Source organism: Bacillus sp. FSL H8-0534, from assembly GCF_038005885.1.
Lineage (GTDB): Bacteria > Bacillota > Bacilli > Bacillales > Bacillaceae_G > Bacillus_A > Bacillus_A pseudomycoides.
The window spans coordinates 1,624,800-1,639,968 of sequence record NZ_JBBOUC010000001.1 but is presented as its reverse complement, the minus strand read 5'-3'; the positions used below and the strand labels follow the sequence as shown (position 1 = coordinate 1,639,968).

The window sequence follows — 15,169 nt, the reverse complement described above, 5'->3', positions numbered from 1 at the left end:
AAATTCATATTTTATTATATCATGAATACTTGATGGGAAGTGAAAACAAAAAAGGTGCGACGAATCGCACCCTTTTTGTGGCTGATGTGAGTTTCAGCATGTTAGAAAAGCAACCTGTATCATTTATTTCCAAATAGATAATAAATGATACGTGCTCTAGTGAATAACGGAGATTTTTACTATTGGGTTTTGTTTTGGGAGTGTATCTATCAAATAAGTGAATACATTATGAGTGATTGTATGGGAAAAAAAGATGACAAAATGTAAAATATAAGGTAATATAATTCATAATGTTTTTATTTAACTATATGAAATAAAAGGGAGATGTAAACGGTGTCTCATAATCGCGAACAATTAATGGAGGATCTATCTGCAAATGTTTTTGCTATGTTTCGTTCATTGCGGAATGATATGGGGAAAATTTTTGGAGATTACATACCATGGAATGAATTTCTCGTGCTCCGTATATTAAATCGTAATGAAAAAGAGATGGTTTCTCGCGTAGCAAATGAACTACATGTATCAAACAGTCATATTACAGCTGTTACAGAAAAGCTAATTAATAAAGGTTTTGTAACGCGTTCACGTTCTACATCTGATCGTCGTGTTGTATATTTGGAAATTACGGAACAAGGAAAAGAGTTAGTTGCAAAAATGGAATTGGCAAAAAAACAGTATTTAAAAGAAAGGTTTTCGGCCCTATCTGAAGAAGAAATGCATCTAATGATATCTATTTCGAAAAAACTTATATAGAAAAAAAGCCAGATGAACTATGGCTAATCGAGAATCCTTCCTTGTTTTAGGGAGGTTTTTTTATTCATACTAAAATGAAAAATTGAAATTTGTTACATAGAAGAATGCGATGTGTATGATTGGGATAGGAAAGACATACTAACAATGATGGAAGATGAAAGGAGGAAGAAAGATGACGAATCGCAACGGGAGTCAAGGAAGTGGAAATCAAGGTTCACCAAAAACAGGGCAGTTTCAACAAGAGTTTAGTTCGGAGTTTATAACTGGTAATGATAATAAGGGAAAAGAATATCGTTCGAACAAAGGAAGTAAGTCAAAAAAGGAGTGAATAGATTCACTCCTTTTTTGCTAGGAAATTTGAATTGTATTTTAAGATAAGAAAATAGACCATCTTGTTAATACAAGATGGTCATGGAAGGGGACAATTTATGTCAATTTTAATTAGGGATGGAAAGCTGTTCGAGACACTGGGGAATGTCTCATTATTAGGGAGGAACAGCTTCGATAGATATAATATAAAAGATAGATGTGACCTCAATGTGAACTTGAAGTGAAAGGTATGGGAATTTTAAAAATTTCCCTCTTTTTAAATAATAGAGGGAAGGTAGAACATAGTTAGAGGTCCCATAGTCTAATGAATAGTGGATAAAAAATAGACCATCTCGTTAATACAAGATGGCCATGGAAGGGGACAATTTATGTCAATTTTAATTAGGGATGGAAAGCTGTTCGAGACACTGGGGAATGTCTCATTATTAGGGAGGAACAGCTTCGATAGATATAATATAAAAGATAGGTGTGACTTCAATGTGAATTCGAAGTGAAAGGTATGGGAATTTTTCAGTTGAAATCTATGGAAAAAAGGATTATGCTCAACTATATTATGAGATTATAAAGATTTATCCAAAATAATGAGTTTGTTCTAAAAGTATGAGGAATTGAAAAAAGTTAGGTGAAAAATTACTTTCCGTAAGATTTGGTCCGGTCAAAACGAACGATTAGTGTATGGAAAGAGGTTTTACTTTATTAAGGGAGTTAGTGATATGGAAGCAACAAAAAAACAAGGATTTTATAATCGTTTTATACGATTAAGTCCGCCGCAAATTTTAGCAATGGGCTTTTTTTGTTTAATTGTTGTCGGGGGAATGTTATTGAAACTACCATTCGCGACAAAAGAATCAATTAGTTGGGTAGATGCGTTTTTTACAGCAACCTCGGCAGCGACAGTAACCGGTTTAGGAGTTGTAGATACTGCTAGTACTTTTACAATGTTTGGTCAAATTATCATTATGTTGTTAATTCAGACAGGTGGTCTTGGATTAATGACAATCGCAATTTTAATTGTATGGGTGTTAGGGAAAAAAATTGGTTTACGTCATCGATTATTAATTGGAGAAGCGTTTAACCAAACGAATATTGGTGGTCTTGTAAAATTAGTGAAGCGTGTCTTTATTTTTTCTATTTGTATTGAATTAGTAGGAGTTGTTTTTTTATCCATTCGATTTATCCCGGAATTTGGTTTCGGCAAAGGTTTATATTATAGTATTTTTCATGTTATCGCCTCTTATAATAATGCGGGATTTGCACTATGGCCAGATAATTTAACAAGATATGTAGGAGATCCTATTATTAATATTGGAATTTGTTCTTTAATTGTTATAGGTGGTTTAGGTTTTACGGTGTTAATTGATATATGGTATAGCCGTAGTTTTCAGAAACTATCACTTCATTCGAAAATTATGATTGTTGGAACAGTAGCGCTTAATGTTATTGCGATGATTGTGATTTTTATATTGGAGTATAATAATGTGAAAACATTAGGATCACTATCTTTAGGTGAAAAGATATGGGCTTCATTTTTCCAGGGGATTACACCGCGTACAGCAGGATTTAATACGGTTGATTATGGAGGAATGGAAGAATCATCAATATTGTTTACGATGATTTTAATGTTTATCGGTGCAGGAAGTGTGTCGACAGGTGGCGGAATTAAGTTAACAACATTTGTGATTTTAATTACATCGGTTATTTCCTTTTTTAGAAAGAAGGAAGACTTTGTTTTATTTCATCGTACAATCAAAATGTCAACGGTAACGAGAGCGTTAGCGATTGTAGTTGCCAGTCAAATTCTTATTTTTACAGCAGTATTTTTATTAATGCTTACAGAAAACTTTAGTTTTATTCAACTTTTATTCGAAACAATTTCAGCGTTTGGTACAGTGGGGTTATCAATGGGAATTACGGCTAAGTTATCTGTAATTGGAAAATGTATCATTATGTTTGTTATGTTTTGTGGGTTAATTGGTCCGTTAACGCTTGTATTCTCTCTAGCGCGACCAGCTAAACAAAAAATTCGATACCCATCAGAAGATGTTTTCACAGGATAAGGTATCTCGCAAAGCGCGAGATACCTTTTTTCTTTAAAAAAGTGAGAACAATAAACCGATGATTGCGGCGCGGAATAACAGAGCAACAATAGCAGCAATGCCGCCCACAATAGCAGCGATGCCACCGGTTACAGTAGCTCCACGATTATAGGCATAAATACCTAGTAAAACAGAAACAAGTCCGAAGAGTGTAGGAAATGTAAAGAGTGATAATACAGCAAGAGCAAGAGCGATAAACCCTGCTGTGGATCCTGCTGTTTTTGATTTTACATCGTCTTTATCGTTATAGTTGATATGCTGAGGAGCAACCTCTGCTGCGTACTCTTCTTTATAGTCCCCTTCTTCGGTTCTATGTTGTTCATTAATTTTATCAGTCAACGTAAAGTCTCCTTTCATAGCAAGGTTCATTAGTAGTATGTATATCTTTTTCTTTTTTATCCGGCAAGAAATAGATAGGCATATCATTACTTTATTTCGCTATTTGCAGGCGGTAACACACCCACCTCAAAATTCAGTGAAAGCACAGGAGTTAGGTGAGAGATAAACTGCCCGTAAAAGTCTGATTAGTGAGGGCTGATTAAATTTTCACTTTATCAGACTGAAGTGAAGGATATGTATATTGTTTTTAGATTCTAAGCTGAAGAAAGCTGATAATGGAACAGTGTTTTTTCATGAATTGTAAAACTTGGTATGAGTTCCTCTATTTTGGAAAGTATAAAAAAGAATTAAGAGGAAAAAGGTGGTTTAAATGATGGAACATCCAATTGAAAACTTAATGAAAACGGCAATGACAAATTTAAAAGAGATGGTCGATGTAAATACAATTGTCGGAAGCCCTGTTTCAACAGCGGACGGAAAGGTTGTTTTAACTGTTTCAAAAGTTGCCTTTGGTTTTGGCGCAGGGGGAAGCGATTTTAAAGGGGAAACGTCTGTAGGGAAAAGTTTGGCAGGACAAGGACAACAAAAAGAGGCGAAACAAGGGCATCCGTTTGGAGGTGGAAGTGGTGCAGGAGTTTCAATTGATCCTGTTGCGTTTTTAGTAGTAGGATCTAGTGGTGTACAAGTGTTACATTTACATAGTGGCACACACTTGATTGAAAAGGCTTTGAGTACAGTTCCAAGTACTATAGATAAGTTTGTAAACGGTCGTTAAAAAGTAAACTTGCATTTTTTAGGAATTATGATATATTAGAAAAAGTGTGTTCAGAAACGACAAATATAATTGGAATGTAAATATATATGATTTATGAAATAAGGGAGAGGTAGTTATGATTAATATCAAGAATTTTGCTGTCGGCTTATGTATGTTAGTAAGCGGATTTGTTGTGTATGTAGTAAAAGAAAAGGCTCCATTCTAAAACAGACAGATTGTGATGTCTGTTTTTAATTTGTTAAAATAAATATTGACGAATTTGTTTTTAAGTGTTATGATGACATTTCGTGTCTCGGTTACAGCTAGTATATATTGGATATTTCTTGTAAATGCAATATGAAAAATTTGCGAAAGATCGGGTAATTTTACCAACAACTTTTGTGAATAGACCCAAAAAGTTGTATTTGTAAGCTTATACACATGCTAGTGTATCAGGAGCGGTCAGAGGAACCGTGTTGATGAGAGAGAGGTAGGGCTTTCATCCAGTATATGTTACTTTCCCGTTTAGGTGAATATAAAAAAAGAAGTCTCCTTGTTATAAGGAGGCTTCTTTTTTTTATAAACTACTTTCAATTCGTTGACAAATTTCATCGGTTGTTAAGCCACTTGCTTCAATAACGGGCCCTTTTATTACTGCATTACTAATTCCCATTACATTAGAATCTTGTCCAGTTACGACGCAACAATCGCACCCTTGCACGTCATTTTCAGAACGTAGTGAAATTACTTCATGTCCTTGTTGTTCTAAAGCTTGTTGAACATCGGTTAAAGAATTTTCAACACCAATTTTCGCCATACTCTTCACCTCCTACCATCTAGTAATATGCTCCATTTTTTAGGAAATATTTATGTTTTTAAGGAAAATATGGTAGAAATGTTGATGTATTTAATATTTACGAACAGGGAAATCCCCCTCCTAAAACAAAGAGGTGGGGGATAGCTGCTCAGAAAAGCTCGATTAGAGAGGGGAAGAAAAAATACGTAATGTATTAGTCGTTATATACACCTGTGAGCATTTGACTTACAAACTGATCATTTAATTGATCTTGAGCAGATTCATCATTTGATTGAATGTCAATTGAGGCAGTGAAGTTGTTATTCTGTTCTTCATTTGGAGATACCTCTACGTAATTGTTAAATTTACACAAACCTTTCGTATCCATTAAATCAAATAGTTGTAACATTTCTACTACCTCTTGTCTCGTTCCTTTAATTTGTACACATGCCATATTATTTTCCTCCTTCATTTGACAATTTGTTTTTTTAAATAGGATTATGAAAGCTGCATGAAAAATATGATTGTTATTTTTATACAATGTTATTTTGCTTATTTTCCTCCTTTTCAATCAAAAGTCGTTTTTATTCCCGAATATACGAAATCGGACGCCCGTTTATTGAATACAATAGATTCGCATCATTTGACAAAACTCCTTCTTTTAAGCAAATATTTTTTAGGATGAAAAATGGCGAAAAAAATTTTTGACATTTTGTAAACGTTAACAATGTTGATAAATCAATATAAACAAGGGTTAATATAAATTAAAAATTATAAATTTTCTAAAAATTGTCTTGATTTATTTAAAAAGGAGAGTAAACTAGGAAACAATAAAAAATTCATAGAACATAGGGGGCGCTTTTAAGTGAATGAGCAATGGATTTTCTTAAATGGAGAATTTGTTCCAAAAGACGAAGCAAAAGTTTCAGTATATGATCATGGTTATTTATATGGCGATGGAGTGTTTGAAGGGATTCGTGTCTACAGTGGCAATGTCTTCAGGCTCAAAGAACATCTTATTCGTTTATACGAGTCAGCAAAATCCATTATGTTGGAAATTCCATATACGTTAGAAGAAGTGACAGATATTGTTGTTGAAACGACTCGTCAAAATAAGTTATCTAACGGATACATTCGTTTAGTTGTATCACGAGGTGCTGGGAATCTTGGGCTAGATCCTGATTCTTGTTCGAAACCGAATGTAGTTGTAATTGCGGAACAGTTATCTTTATTTCCGTCGGAATATTACGAAAAAGGTATACCGGTTGTGACAGTTGCCACACGTCGTAATCGCCCAGACGTATTAACACCACAAGTAAAGTCTTTAAACTATTTAAATAATATTTTAGTTCGAATTGAAGCGAAGCTTGCTGGTGTGCAAGAAGCACTTATGTTAAATGAACAAGGTTATGTTGCAGAAGGGTCTGGCGATAATGTGTTCATTGTAAAAGGAAATAAATTAATTACACCACCAAGTTCTGCAGGGGCATTAGAAGGCATTACAAGAAACGCTATTTTGGAAATTGGAGAAAAGCTTGGATATGACGTAAGAGAAGAATTATTTACAAGACACGATGTATATGTAGCTGATGAGGTATTTTTAACAGGAACTGCAGCTGAAGTTATTGCAGTTACGACAGTTGATGGAAGAACGATTGGGCTTGGGAAAACGGGTCCACATACAAATCGTTTATTAGAAGAGTTTCGTAAATTAGTTGTAGAAGATGGAGAGAAAATTTACGAAGAAAATAAAGTTGGATGATAACTCATTATAAAGTTGTAAAGCGTTGATAGGGAGGAGTAGTTGATTGTGAAGCCTCACAGAGAGTCGGTGGTTGCTGGAAACCGATGGTTCACATCGACGAACATCGCCCTTGAGTGCTAAACTGAAGCATTTGCCTAGGTTTAGACGGTAGCTCCGTTATTAGCTAGACTCATCCCCGAGTCACTGAGGCAAGAAGTATTCTTGCGAAGAAGGGTGGTACCGCGAAATCTTTCGTCCCTTCAGCACATAGCTGGAGTGTGGACGTAGGATTTTTTTATTGTAAAAAAACAATTTTAAAGGAGGTTCGTAAGAGCAATGTCTTCAAAAACGGAAGAACAGATGGCAACTGGTGCACAGCTGTTGTTAGAAGCGTTAGGAAAGGAAGATGTAGAAGTTATTTTTGGTTATCCAGGAGGTGCTGTATTGCCGCTCTATGATGCAATTTATGATTGCGAAATTCCTCATATTTTAACAAGACATGAGCAAGGAGCGATTCATGCAGCAGAAGGGTACGCGCGAATTACAGGAAAACCTGGCGTTGTCATTGCAACAAGTGGTCCAGGTGCGACAAATGTGATTACTGGTCTTGCAGATGCAATGATTGATTCTTTACCGCTTGTTGTTTTTACAGGTCAAGTAGCTACAACGTTGATTGGAAGTGACGCTTTTCAAGAAGCGGACATTATGGGACTTACGATGCCGGTAACAAAACATAATTATCAAGTGCGCAAGGCATCAGATTTACCAAGAATTATTAAAGAGGCATTTCATATTGCGAAAACGGGTCGACCAGGACCGGTCGTTATCGATCTTCCTAAAAATATGGTAGTAGAAAAAGGTGAGCGATGTAGTAACGTGCAAATGGATTTACCGGGATATCAACCAAATTATGAGGCGAATCCATTGCAAATCAACAAATTATTACAAGCGATTGATACTGCTGAAAAACCGTTGATTTTAGCCGGAGCAGGTGTACTTCATGCGAAAGCTGCAAAAGAATTAACAGATTTTGCACGAATGTATCGTATACCTGTTGTTCATACACTTCTTGGACTAGGTGGATTTCCGCCAAATGATAAATTATTTCTTGGAATGGGAGGAATGCATGGTTCTTATACAGCGAATATGGCTTTGTATGAGTGTGATTTACTCATAAATATCGGAGCAAGATTCGACGATCGTCTTACAGGAAATTTAGAGTACTTTGCTAAAGAGGCTACAGTTGCACATATCGATATTGATCCAGCAGAGATTGGAAAAAACGTTCCTACAGAAATTCCGATTGTGGCTAGCGCGAAACATGCTTTGGAGGCACTGCTCTCCTGTAAAAGAGGAAAAGAAAATCATAGTGCATGGCTATCGCTTTTAAAAAGCAGAAAAGAACAATATCCATTTTTCTATGATCAAGATTCTGAAGTGATTAAACCACAATCAGCAATTGATATGTTGTATGAAATTACAAAAGGAAGAGCAATTGTCACGACGGATGTTGGTCAGCATCAAATGTGGGCTGCTCAATATTATCCACTTGAAGACCCAGATAAGTGGGTAACATCAGGAGGGCTTGGCACAATGGGATTTGGATTTCCAGCTGCCATTGGTGCACAAATTGCCAGACCAAAAGAATTAGTTGTAGCGATTGTTGGTGATGCGGGTTTTCAAATGACATTACAAGAACTTAGTGTATTGAAAGAACATTCCTTACCGGTTAAAGTTTTGATTTTAAATAATGAAGCTTTAGGGATGGTAAGACAGTGGCAAGACGAATTTTATAAGCAAAGATATTCTCACTCGTTGCTCTCTTGTCAACCGGATTTCGTAGCGCTTGCCCATGCATACGGCATAAAAGGGGTGCGAATTGAAAATCCGTTACTTGCGAAGGGACAGTTGCAAGAAGCGATTGATTTGCAAGAGCCTGTTGTAATTGATTGCAGGGTACTACAGTCTGAAAAAGTTATGCCGATGGTTGCTCCTGGAAAAGGAGTTCATCAAATGGAGGGGGTGAAGGGACAGTGAAAAGGATTGTTACGGCGACAGTTCGAAATCAAAGTGGGGTTCTGAATCGGATTACGGGTGTTATGACCAGGAGGCATTTTAATATTGAAAGTATTTCGGTTGGACATACAGAGTCGTCTGATATTTCACGGATGACATTTGTTGTTCATGTTGAAAACGAGCAACAAGTGGAGCAACTGATCAAGCAACTTCATAAACAAATTGATGTGTTAAAAGTATCTGATATAACAGAAGAAGCAATGATTGCAAGAGAGTTGGCTCTTATTAAAGTAGCGACAACAAGTGTATCGAGAGCAGAATTATATAGTTTAATTGAACCGTTCCGAGCCGCTGTAATAGATGTTGGAAAGGATTCCATCGTCGTACAAGTAACGGGTACACAAGAAAAAGTAGAAGCTCTTATAGAGCTAATGCGTCCATATGGTTTAAAAGAAATTGCAAGAACAGGTGTTACTGCATTTACGCGGAGTATGAAAAAACAAGATAAACAAATTATGTTAATTCATTAATCATTTTAATATAGGGGGAGAAAGAATATGACAAAAGTTTATTATGAGAAAGATGTAGCGGTAAATGTATTAAAAGGGAAGAAAATAGCGATTGTTGGATATGGATCACAAGGTCACGCTCATGCACAAAACTTACGTGATAATGGTTTTGAAGTAGTAGTTGGACTTCGGAAAGGAAAGTCATGGGAAAAGGCGAAAGAGGATGGTTTTTCTGTATATTCAGTGGCAGAAGCTGCAAAATCTGCGGATGTAGTAATGATTCTTTTGCCTGATGAACTACAGCCAGAAGTGTATGAAACAGAAATTGAACCGAATTTACAAGCTGGAAATGCACTTGTGTTTGCTCATGGATTTAACGTTCATTTTAATCAAGTTACACCACCAGAAGATGTAGACGTATTTCTAGTAGCGCCAAAAGGACCTGGACATTTAGTACGTCGGACTTTTGCTGAAGGCGGAGCGGTTCCAGCGTTATTTGCTGTATATCAAGACGCAACAGGAACAGCCATTGAAAAAGCATTATCCTATGCAGATGGAATTGGAGCAACGAGGGCTGGAGTATTAGAAACTACATTTAAAGAAGAAACAGAAACGGATCTATTTGGAGAACAAGCTGTACTTTGCGGAGGTGTTACTGCACTTGTAAAGGCGGGATTTGAAACATTAGTAGATGCTGGTTATCAGCCGGAACTTGCCTACTTTGAATGCTTACATGAACTAAAGCTCATTGTTGATCTTATGTATGAAGGCGGACTTGAAAATATGAGATATTCCGTTTCTGATACAGCGCAGTGGGGAGATTTTGTATCAGGACCACGCGTTGTAACAGAACATACGAAGAAAGCGATGGATGAAGTGTTAAAAGAAATTCAAGATGGCACATTTGCAAGAGGGTGGATTGCAGAGCATAAAGCAGGAAAACCGCATTTCCATGCAACGAATGCTAAGGAAAATGAACATCAAATTGAAGTTGTTGGGCGTAAATTACGTGAAATGATGCCGTTTGTACAACCGAAAGTAAAGGCGGGGGTTAAATAATATGAAACAGATTTTGTTCATGGATACGACGCTTCGTGATGGCGAACAATCACCCGGAGTCAATTTAAATGAACAAGAAAAGTTACAGATTGCCAGGCAGTTAGAAAAACTCGGGATTAATGTGATGGAAGCAGGATTTGCAGCAGCTTCTGAAGGTGATTTTTGCTCAGTAAAACGAATTGCGGAAACGATTCGAAATGCTTCCGTTATGAGTCTAGCAAGGGCGAAGGAAAGTGATATTCAGAGAGCGTATGAAGCATTGAAAGGTGCAGCATCTCCGCGGTTACACGTCTTTTTGGCAACGAGTGATATTCATATGAAATATAAGCTTTGTATGTCAAAGGAGGATGTATTAGATAGTATTCATCGCTCTGTAACTTTAGGGAAATCCTTATTTCCTACAGTGCAATTTTCGGCAGAAGATGCAACGAGAACGGCTCGCCCTTTTTTAGCAGAAGCTGTGGAAGTTGCGATTCGAGCTGGAGCGGATGTTGTTAATATTCCGGATACAGTAGGTTATACAAATCCAGAAGAATATTATTCTCTTTTTAAATATTTACAAGAATATGTTCCTTCTTATGAAAAAACTATTTTCTCTTGTCATTGTCATGATGATCTTGGTATGGCAGTAGCAAATTCATTGGCAGCCATTGAAGGTGGGGCACTGCAAATAGAAGGGACGATGAATGGGATTGGAGAGCGTGCAGGTAATGCTGCTTTAGAAGAAGTAGCAGTTGCTTTGCACATTAGAAAAGACTATTATGAAGCCGAGTCTTCTATAACACTAAAAGAGATTAAAGCAACAAGTACATTAGTAAGCCGGTTAACGGGTATGGTAGTTCCAAAAAATAAGGCGATTGTTGGAGCGAATGCATTTGCGCATGAATCAGGTATTCATCAAGATGGTGTATTAAAAGAAGTAACGACATATGAAATTATTGAGCCAGAACTAATTGGAGAAGCACAAAATTTATTTGTACTTGGAAAACATTCTGGTCGCCACGCTTTTACTGAAAAAATGAAAGAACTCGGTTATGAGTTTACGGAAGAAGAGCGAGATATAGCATTTAGTGCATTTAAGAGATTAGCAGATCGTAAAAAAGAGGTTACAGAAGAAGATTTACGTGCATTAGTACTAGGAGAAACAGCATTTTCAACACAGCAGTATAACATTAAACAATTACAAGTGCATTTTGTATCCAACAGTACACAATGTGCAACAGTTGCACTGGAGGATGAGGCAGGTAATGTGTACGAAGATGCAGCAACAGGAGCAGGTAGTATTGAAGCGATTTATAATGCAATTCAAAGAATTCTAGGACTTGAGTGTGAGTTAGCCGATTATCGTATTCAATCCATTACACAGGGACAGGATGCACTTGCTCATGTTCATGTTGAATTGAAAGAAGGAACACATCAAGTTGCAGGTTTTGGTGTTGCGCAAGACGTGTTAGAAGCATCAGCTAGAGCTTATGTACATGCAGCGGGAAAACTAAAGGCTTTGTTATTCCTTGCAAAGTAATGTTTTGATAAGTGGGGGGGGATACCCCTACTTACCGAAAGATAATTCTGAATAATCAGTAAAATTATAAAAAAGGGGTGCTGATCATTGGAAAAACGTATTGTTTGTTTAGCGGGTGATGGTGTTGGACCAGAAATTATGGAGAGTGCCAAGGAAGTTTTACACATGGTAGAAAGGTTATATGGTCACCGTTTTTATTTACAAGATGAACAATTTGGAGGCGCTGCGATTGATTCGTTTGGGCAACCATTGCCGTCAAGAACATTAGCAGCATGTTTAGCGAGTGACGCTGTATTACTAGGTGCGGTTGGTGGACCTCGCTGGGATGAAGCGAAAGAAAGACCGGAAAAAGGATTGCTGGCGCTTCGAAAAGGGCTTGGTGTATTTGCTAATGTTCGTCCTGTCACTGTAGATGCAGCAACTGCTCATTTATCCCCATTGAAGGCGGCTGATGAGGTGGATTTTGTTGTCGTTCGTGAGTTAACAGGAGGGATTTATTTCTCCTTTCCAAAAGAAAAAACAGAAGAGGTAGCAACAGATACACTTACTTATCATCGTCATGAAATTGAGCGCATTGTTTCTTACGCTTTTCAATTGGCAAGTAAACGTCGTAAAAAAGTTACTTCCATTGATAAAGCAAATGTTTTAGAGTCGAGTAAACTTTGGAGGGAAGTAACAGAAGAAGTAGCACTTCGCTATCCGAATATTGAACTTGAACATATTTTAGTAGACGCAGCTGCTATGGAGTTGATTCGTAATCCGGGCCGGTTTGATGTCATAGTAACTGAGAATTTATTTGGGGATATTTTAAGTGATGAAGCCTCTGTATTAGCAGGGTCTTTAGGGATGCTTCCATCGGCGAGTCATGCAGAGAATGGACCTTCGCTATATGAACCAATTCACGGATCAGCACCAGATATTGCAGGGAAAAATAAAGTGAATCCAATTGCAATGATGCGTTCAGTTGCAATGATGCTTGGGCAATCTTTTGATTTAAGAAGAGAAGGAGAAGCGATTGAAGAAGCAATTTCTGCTGTTCTCCGATTGGGGAAATGTACAGCTGATATAGGTGGAAATGAAACAACATCGTCTTTTACAAAATATGTACTACAAGAAATGGAAGAACAAGCGCTAGTAGGGAGAGGGAGATAATGGCAAAAAGGTTACTAGATAAACTGTGGGAGAGACACGTTGTTACAACAAATGAAAATGGGTTAGATTTATTATATATTGACCTTCATCTCGTGCATGAAGTAACATCACCGCAAGCCTTTGAGGGCTTGCGGCTTGCAAATCGGAATGTTCGGAGACCAGATTTAACATTTGCAACGATGGATCATAATATTCCAACAAAAGATGTTTGGAACATTACAGATCGTATTGCTAAGCAACAATTAGATACGCTTCGTGAAAATTGTAAGCAATTTAATATTCCGTTGGCGGATATTGATGATGAAAATCAAGGGATTGTTCATGTTATTGGTCCAGAGCTAGGACTTACACAACCGGGAAAGACCATTGTATGTGGCGATAGTCATACGGCAACACATGGAGCCTTTGGAGCGTTGGCGTTTGGGATCGGTACAAGTGAAGTCGAGCATGTATTAGCAACTCAAACATTGTGGCAGAGCAAGCCGAAAGCGCTGGGGATTGAATTAAAAGGGAAATTACCTAAAGGAGTATATGCAAAAGATATAATTTTACACCTTCTAGCTACATATGGGGTAGCAGTTGGAACTGGATATGTGATGGAGTTTTACGGAGAAGCAATTACAAATATGGAAATGGAAGAGCGTATGACACTTTGTAATATGGCGATTGAAGGTGGAGCAAAAGCAGGGATTATTGCGCCGGATGAGAAAACATTTGCTTATGTAAAAGGGCGTGAGTATGCGCCGGAAGAGTTTGACTTGGCAGTGGCGAATTGGAGGGAATTCTATACTGAGCCAGATGCAATATATGATACTTATATTTTGGTAGATGTTGCTGAACTAGCGCCATATGTAACATGGGGAACAAACCCGAGTATGGGTATGCGTATTGATGAACAGTTACCAGAAACACGTGATAAAAATGATGAACGAGCTTTTGCATATATGGGGCTTCAGTCAGGACAAAGTGCATTTGAAATTCCAGTTCAGCATGTATTTATTGGTTCCTGTACAAATTCCCGTTTATCAGATTTAGAAATTGCCGCAGCTGTTGTAAAAGGAAAGAAGGTAAAAGAAGGAGTGCGAGCACTTGTTGTACCAGGATCCAAACGAGTACGAAAAGCAGCGATGGAAAAAGGACTGCATCGTATATTTGAAGAAGCTGGATTTGAATGGAGAGAGCCTGGGTGTTCTATGTGTCTGGGGATGAATCCAGATCAAGTGCCTGAGGGAGAGCATTGTGCATCTACTTCCAATCGGAATTTTGAAGGACGACAAGGGAAGGGTGCGAGAACACATTTAGTCAGCCCTGCGATGGCGGCCGCAGCAGCGCTTTATGGTCATTTCGTTGATGTGAGAAAGGAGAGTTATGATGGAGCCATTTCATATTCATAAAGGTACTGTTGCTGTACTAATGAATGATAACATTGATACAGATCAAATCATTCCAAAACAGTATTTAAAGAGGATTGAACGAACTGGTTTTGGGAAATTTTTATTTGATGAATGGCGTTATGAGGACGACAGGAAAGAGAATCCAGATTTCCCACTAAATGCACCTGAGCGAAAAGGAGCAAGCATATTAATTACAGGTGAAAATTTCGGCTGTGGTTCATCAAGAGAGCATGCGCCATGGGCACTTGCTGACTATGGATTTCGTGTTATTATCGCGGGGGGATTTGCAGACATTTTTTATATGAATTGTACGAAAAATGGTATGCTTCCTATCATTATGGAAAAGGAAATGCGTGAAAAGCTAGCAGCTGTGGATCCAAGAGATGTGATAGAAGTTGATTTAGAGAATGAAGTGATTACAACTCCGCTACATCGTTTTCATTTTACAATCGAAAAGATGTGGAAAGAAAAGCTATTAAGTGGTTTAGATGAAATCGGAATCACGCTTCAATATGAACAAAACATTGAAGAATATGAACGAGAAACAGCTCGCTAATTTGTTTAGTGAGCTGTAATAAAAAACACAAAAAGGTTTGAATTTTGTTTACATTCTGAATTCTGTGTTATATACTATGTGAAAATAAGAGGAGAAAGGGAGTAAGGATAATGTTTACATTACAATCTATCAATATGCTTACACAACTA

Annotated in this window: 16 protein-coding genes, 1 pseudogene and 1 other annotated feature; of the genes and pseudogenes, 14 read left to right on the top strand and 3 right to left on the bottom strand. The window is 37.4% G+C overall.

The annotated features are described in order from the left end of the window. Positions 1-333: 333 nt before the first annotated feature. The 3 genes from MHH71_RS08625 (at position 334) to MHH71_RS08615 (ending at position 3,140) form a co-directional block, all read left to right on the top strand. A complete protein-coding gene (locus tag MHH71_RS08625; protein WP_003206336.1) occupies positions 334-753 on the top strand; it encodes a MarR family winged helix-turn-helix transcriptional regulator in 420 nt (139 codons plus the stop codon). Between the two features lie 172 nt (positions 754-925). Further along, positions 926-1,081, top strand: a complete 156-nt coding sequence (locus tag MHH71_RS08620) for a hypothetical protein (protein ID WP_016113985.1) — start codon at positions 926-928, stop codon at positions 1,079-1,081. Between the two features lie 715 nt (positions 1,082-1,796). Continuing rightward, on the top strand, positions 1,797-3,140 hold the full coding sequence (locus tag MHH71_RS08615; protein WP_006094139.1) for a TrkH family potassium uptake protein: 1,344 nt from the start codon (positions 1,797-1,799) through the stop codon (positions 3,138-3,140). 33 nt (positions 3,141-3,173) lie between these two features. Here the strand turns inward: MHH71_RS08615 and MHH71_RS08610 are convergent, their stop codons facing one another. Beyond that, on the bottom strand, positions 3,174-3,536 hold the full coding sequence (locus tag MHH71_RS08610; RefSeq protein WP_003196147.1) for a hypothetical protein: 363 nt from the start codon (positions 3,534-3,536) through the stop codon (positions 3,174-3,176). 355 nt (positions 3,537-3,891) lie between these two features. Here MHH71_RS08610 and ytfJ point away from each other — a divergent pair, with 355 nt between their 5' ends. Next, on the top strand, positions 3,892-4,293 hold the full coding sequence (ytfJ, locus tag MHH71_RS08605; RefSeq protein WP_018764198.1) for a GerW family sporulation protein: 402 nt from the start codon (positions 3,892-3,894) through the stop codon (positions 4,291-4,293). Between the two features lie 115 nt (positions 4,294-4,408). Then, positions 4,409-4,498: a hypothetical protein gene (locus MHH71_RS08600; protein ID WP_016113989.1), complete on the top strand. Its 90-nt coding sequence runs from the start codon at positions 4,409-4,411 to the stop codon at positions 4,496-4,498. 351 nt (positions 4,499-4,849) lie between these two features. On the opposite strand, the gene MHH71_RS08595 is transcribed toward MHH71_RS08600, so the two are convergent. Both MHH71_RS08595 and MHH71_RS08590 read right to left on the bottom strand, forming a co-directional pair. Continuing rightward, positions 4,850-5,089, bottom strand: a complete 240-nt coding sequence (locus MHH71_RS08595; protein ID WP_003196153.1) for a YkuS family protein — start codon at positions 5,087-5,089, stop codon at positions 4,850-4,852. Between the two features lie 193 nt (positions 5,090-5,282). Continuing rightward, the gene (locus MHH71_RS08590; RefSeq protein ID WP_016113990.1) at positions 5,283-5,522 is read right to left on the bottom strand and encodes a DUF3911 family protein; all 240 of its coding nucleotides are present in this window, start codon (positions 5,520-5,522) and stop codon (positions 5,283-5,285) included. 57 nt (positions 5,523-5,579) lie between these two features. Between MHH71_RS08590 and MHH71_RS08585 the strand changes: the two are divergent. The 9 genes and pseudogenes from MHH71_RS08585 (at position 5,580) to leuD (ending at position 15,020) form a co-directional block, all read left to right on the top strand. After that, a pseudogene (locus tag MHH71_RS08585) lies at positions 5,580-5,776 on the top strand (hypothetical protein). Between the two features lie 157 nt (positions 5,777-5,933). Next, the gene (ilvE, locus tag MHH71_RS08580; protein WP_006094142.1) at positions 5,934-6,830 is read left to right on the top strand and encodes a branched-chain-amino-acid transaminase; all 897 of its coding nucleotides are present in this window, start codon (positions 5,934-5,936) and stop codon (positions 6,828-6,830) included. A 16-nt stretch (positions 6,831-6,846) separates the two neighbouring features. Further along, positions 6,847-7,075: a binding site (T-box leader), on the top strand. 73 nt (positions 7,076-7,148) lie between these two features. After that, the gene (ilvB, locus tag MHH71_RS08575) at positions 7,149-8,849 is read left to right on the top strand and encodes an acetolactate synthase large subunit (protein WP_006094143.1); all 1,701 of its coding nucleotides are present in this window, start codon (positions 7,149-7,151) and stop codon (positions 8,847-8,849) included. Continuing rightward, positions 8,846-9,358, top strand: coding sequence for an acetolactate synthase small subunit (ilvN, locus tag MHH71_RS08570; RefSeq protein WP_016113993.1), 513 nt, complete (start codon positions 8,846-8,848; stop codon positions 9,356-9,358). The genes ilvB and ilvN overlap by 4 nt, the downstream gene beginning before the upstream one ends. Before the next feature lie 27 nt (positions 9,359-9,385). After that, complete coding sequence (gene ilvC / locus MHH71_RS08565) at positions 9,386-10,396, top strand: ketol-acid reductoisomerase (protein ID WP_006094145.1); 1,011 nt, start codon at positions 9,386-9,388, stop codon at positions 10,394-10,396. Position 10,397: 1 nt separating this feature from the next. Further along, complete coding sequence (locus MHH71_RS08560; RefSeq protein WP_033798753.1) at positions 10,398-11,918, top strand: 2-isopropylmalate synthase; 1,521 nt, start codon at positions 10,398-10,400, stop codon at positions 11,916-11,918. 87 nt (positions 11,919-12,005) lie between these two features. Continuing rightward, positions 12,006-13,070 carry a 3-isopropylmalate dehydrogenase gene (gene leuB / locus MHH71_RS08555; protein WP_003196166.1) on the top strand — a complete coding sequence of 355 codons (1,065 nt, stop codon included), beginning with the start codon at positions 12,006-12,008 and terminating at the stop codon, positions 13,068-13,070. Next, complete coding sequence (leuC, locus tag MHH71_RS08550) at positions 13,070-14,464, top strand: 3-isopropylmalate dehydratase large subunit (RefSeq protein WP_006094147.1); 1,395 nt, start codon at positions 13,070-13,072, stop codon at positions 14,462-14,464. The genes leuB and leuC overlap by 1 nt, the downstream gene beginning before the upstream one ends. After that, positions 14,442-15,020 (top strand): 3-isopropylmalate dehydratase small subunit, encoded by a 579-nt coding sequence (leuD, locus tag MHH71_RS08545; RefSeq protein ID WP_018764205.1) that lies wholly within the window; start codon positions 14,442-14,444, stop codon positions 15,018-15,020. The genes leuC and leuD overlap by 23 nt, the downstream gene beginning before the upstream one ends. The last annotated feature ends 149 nt before the right edge of the window (positions 15,021-15,169 follow it).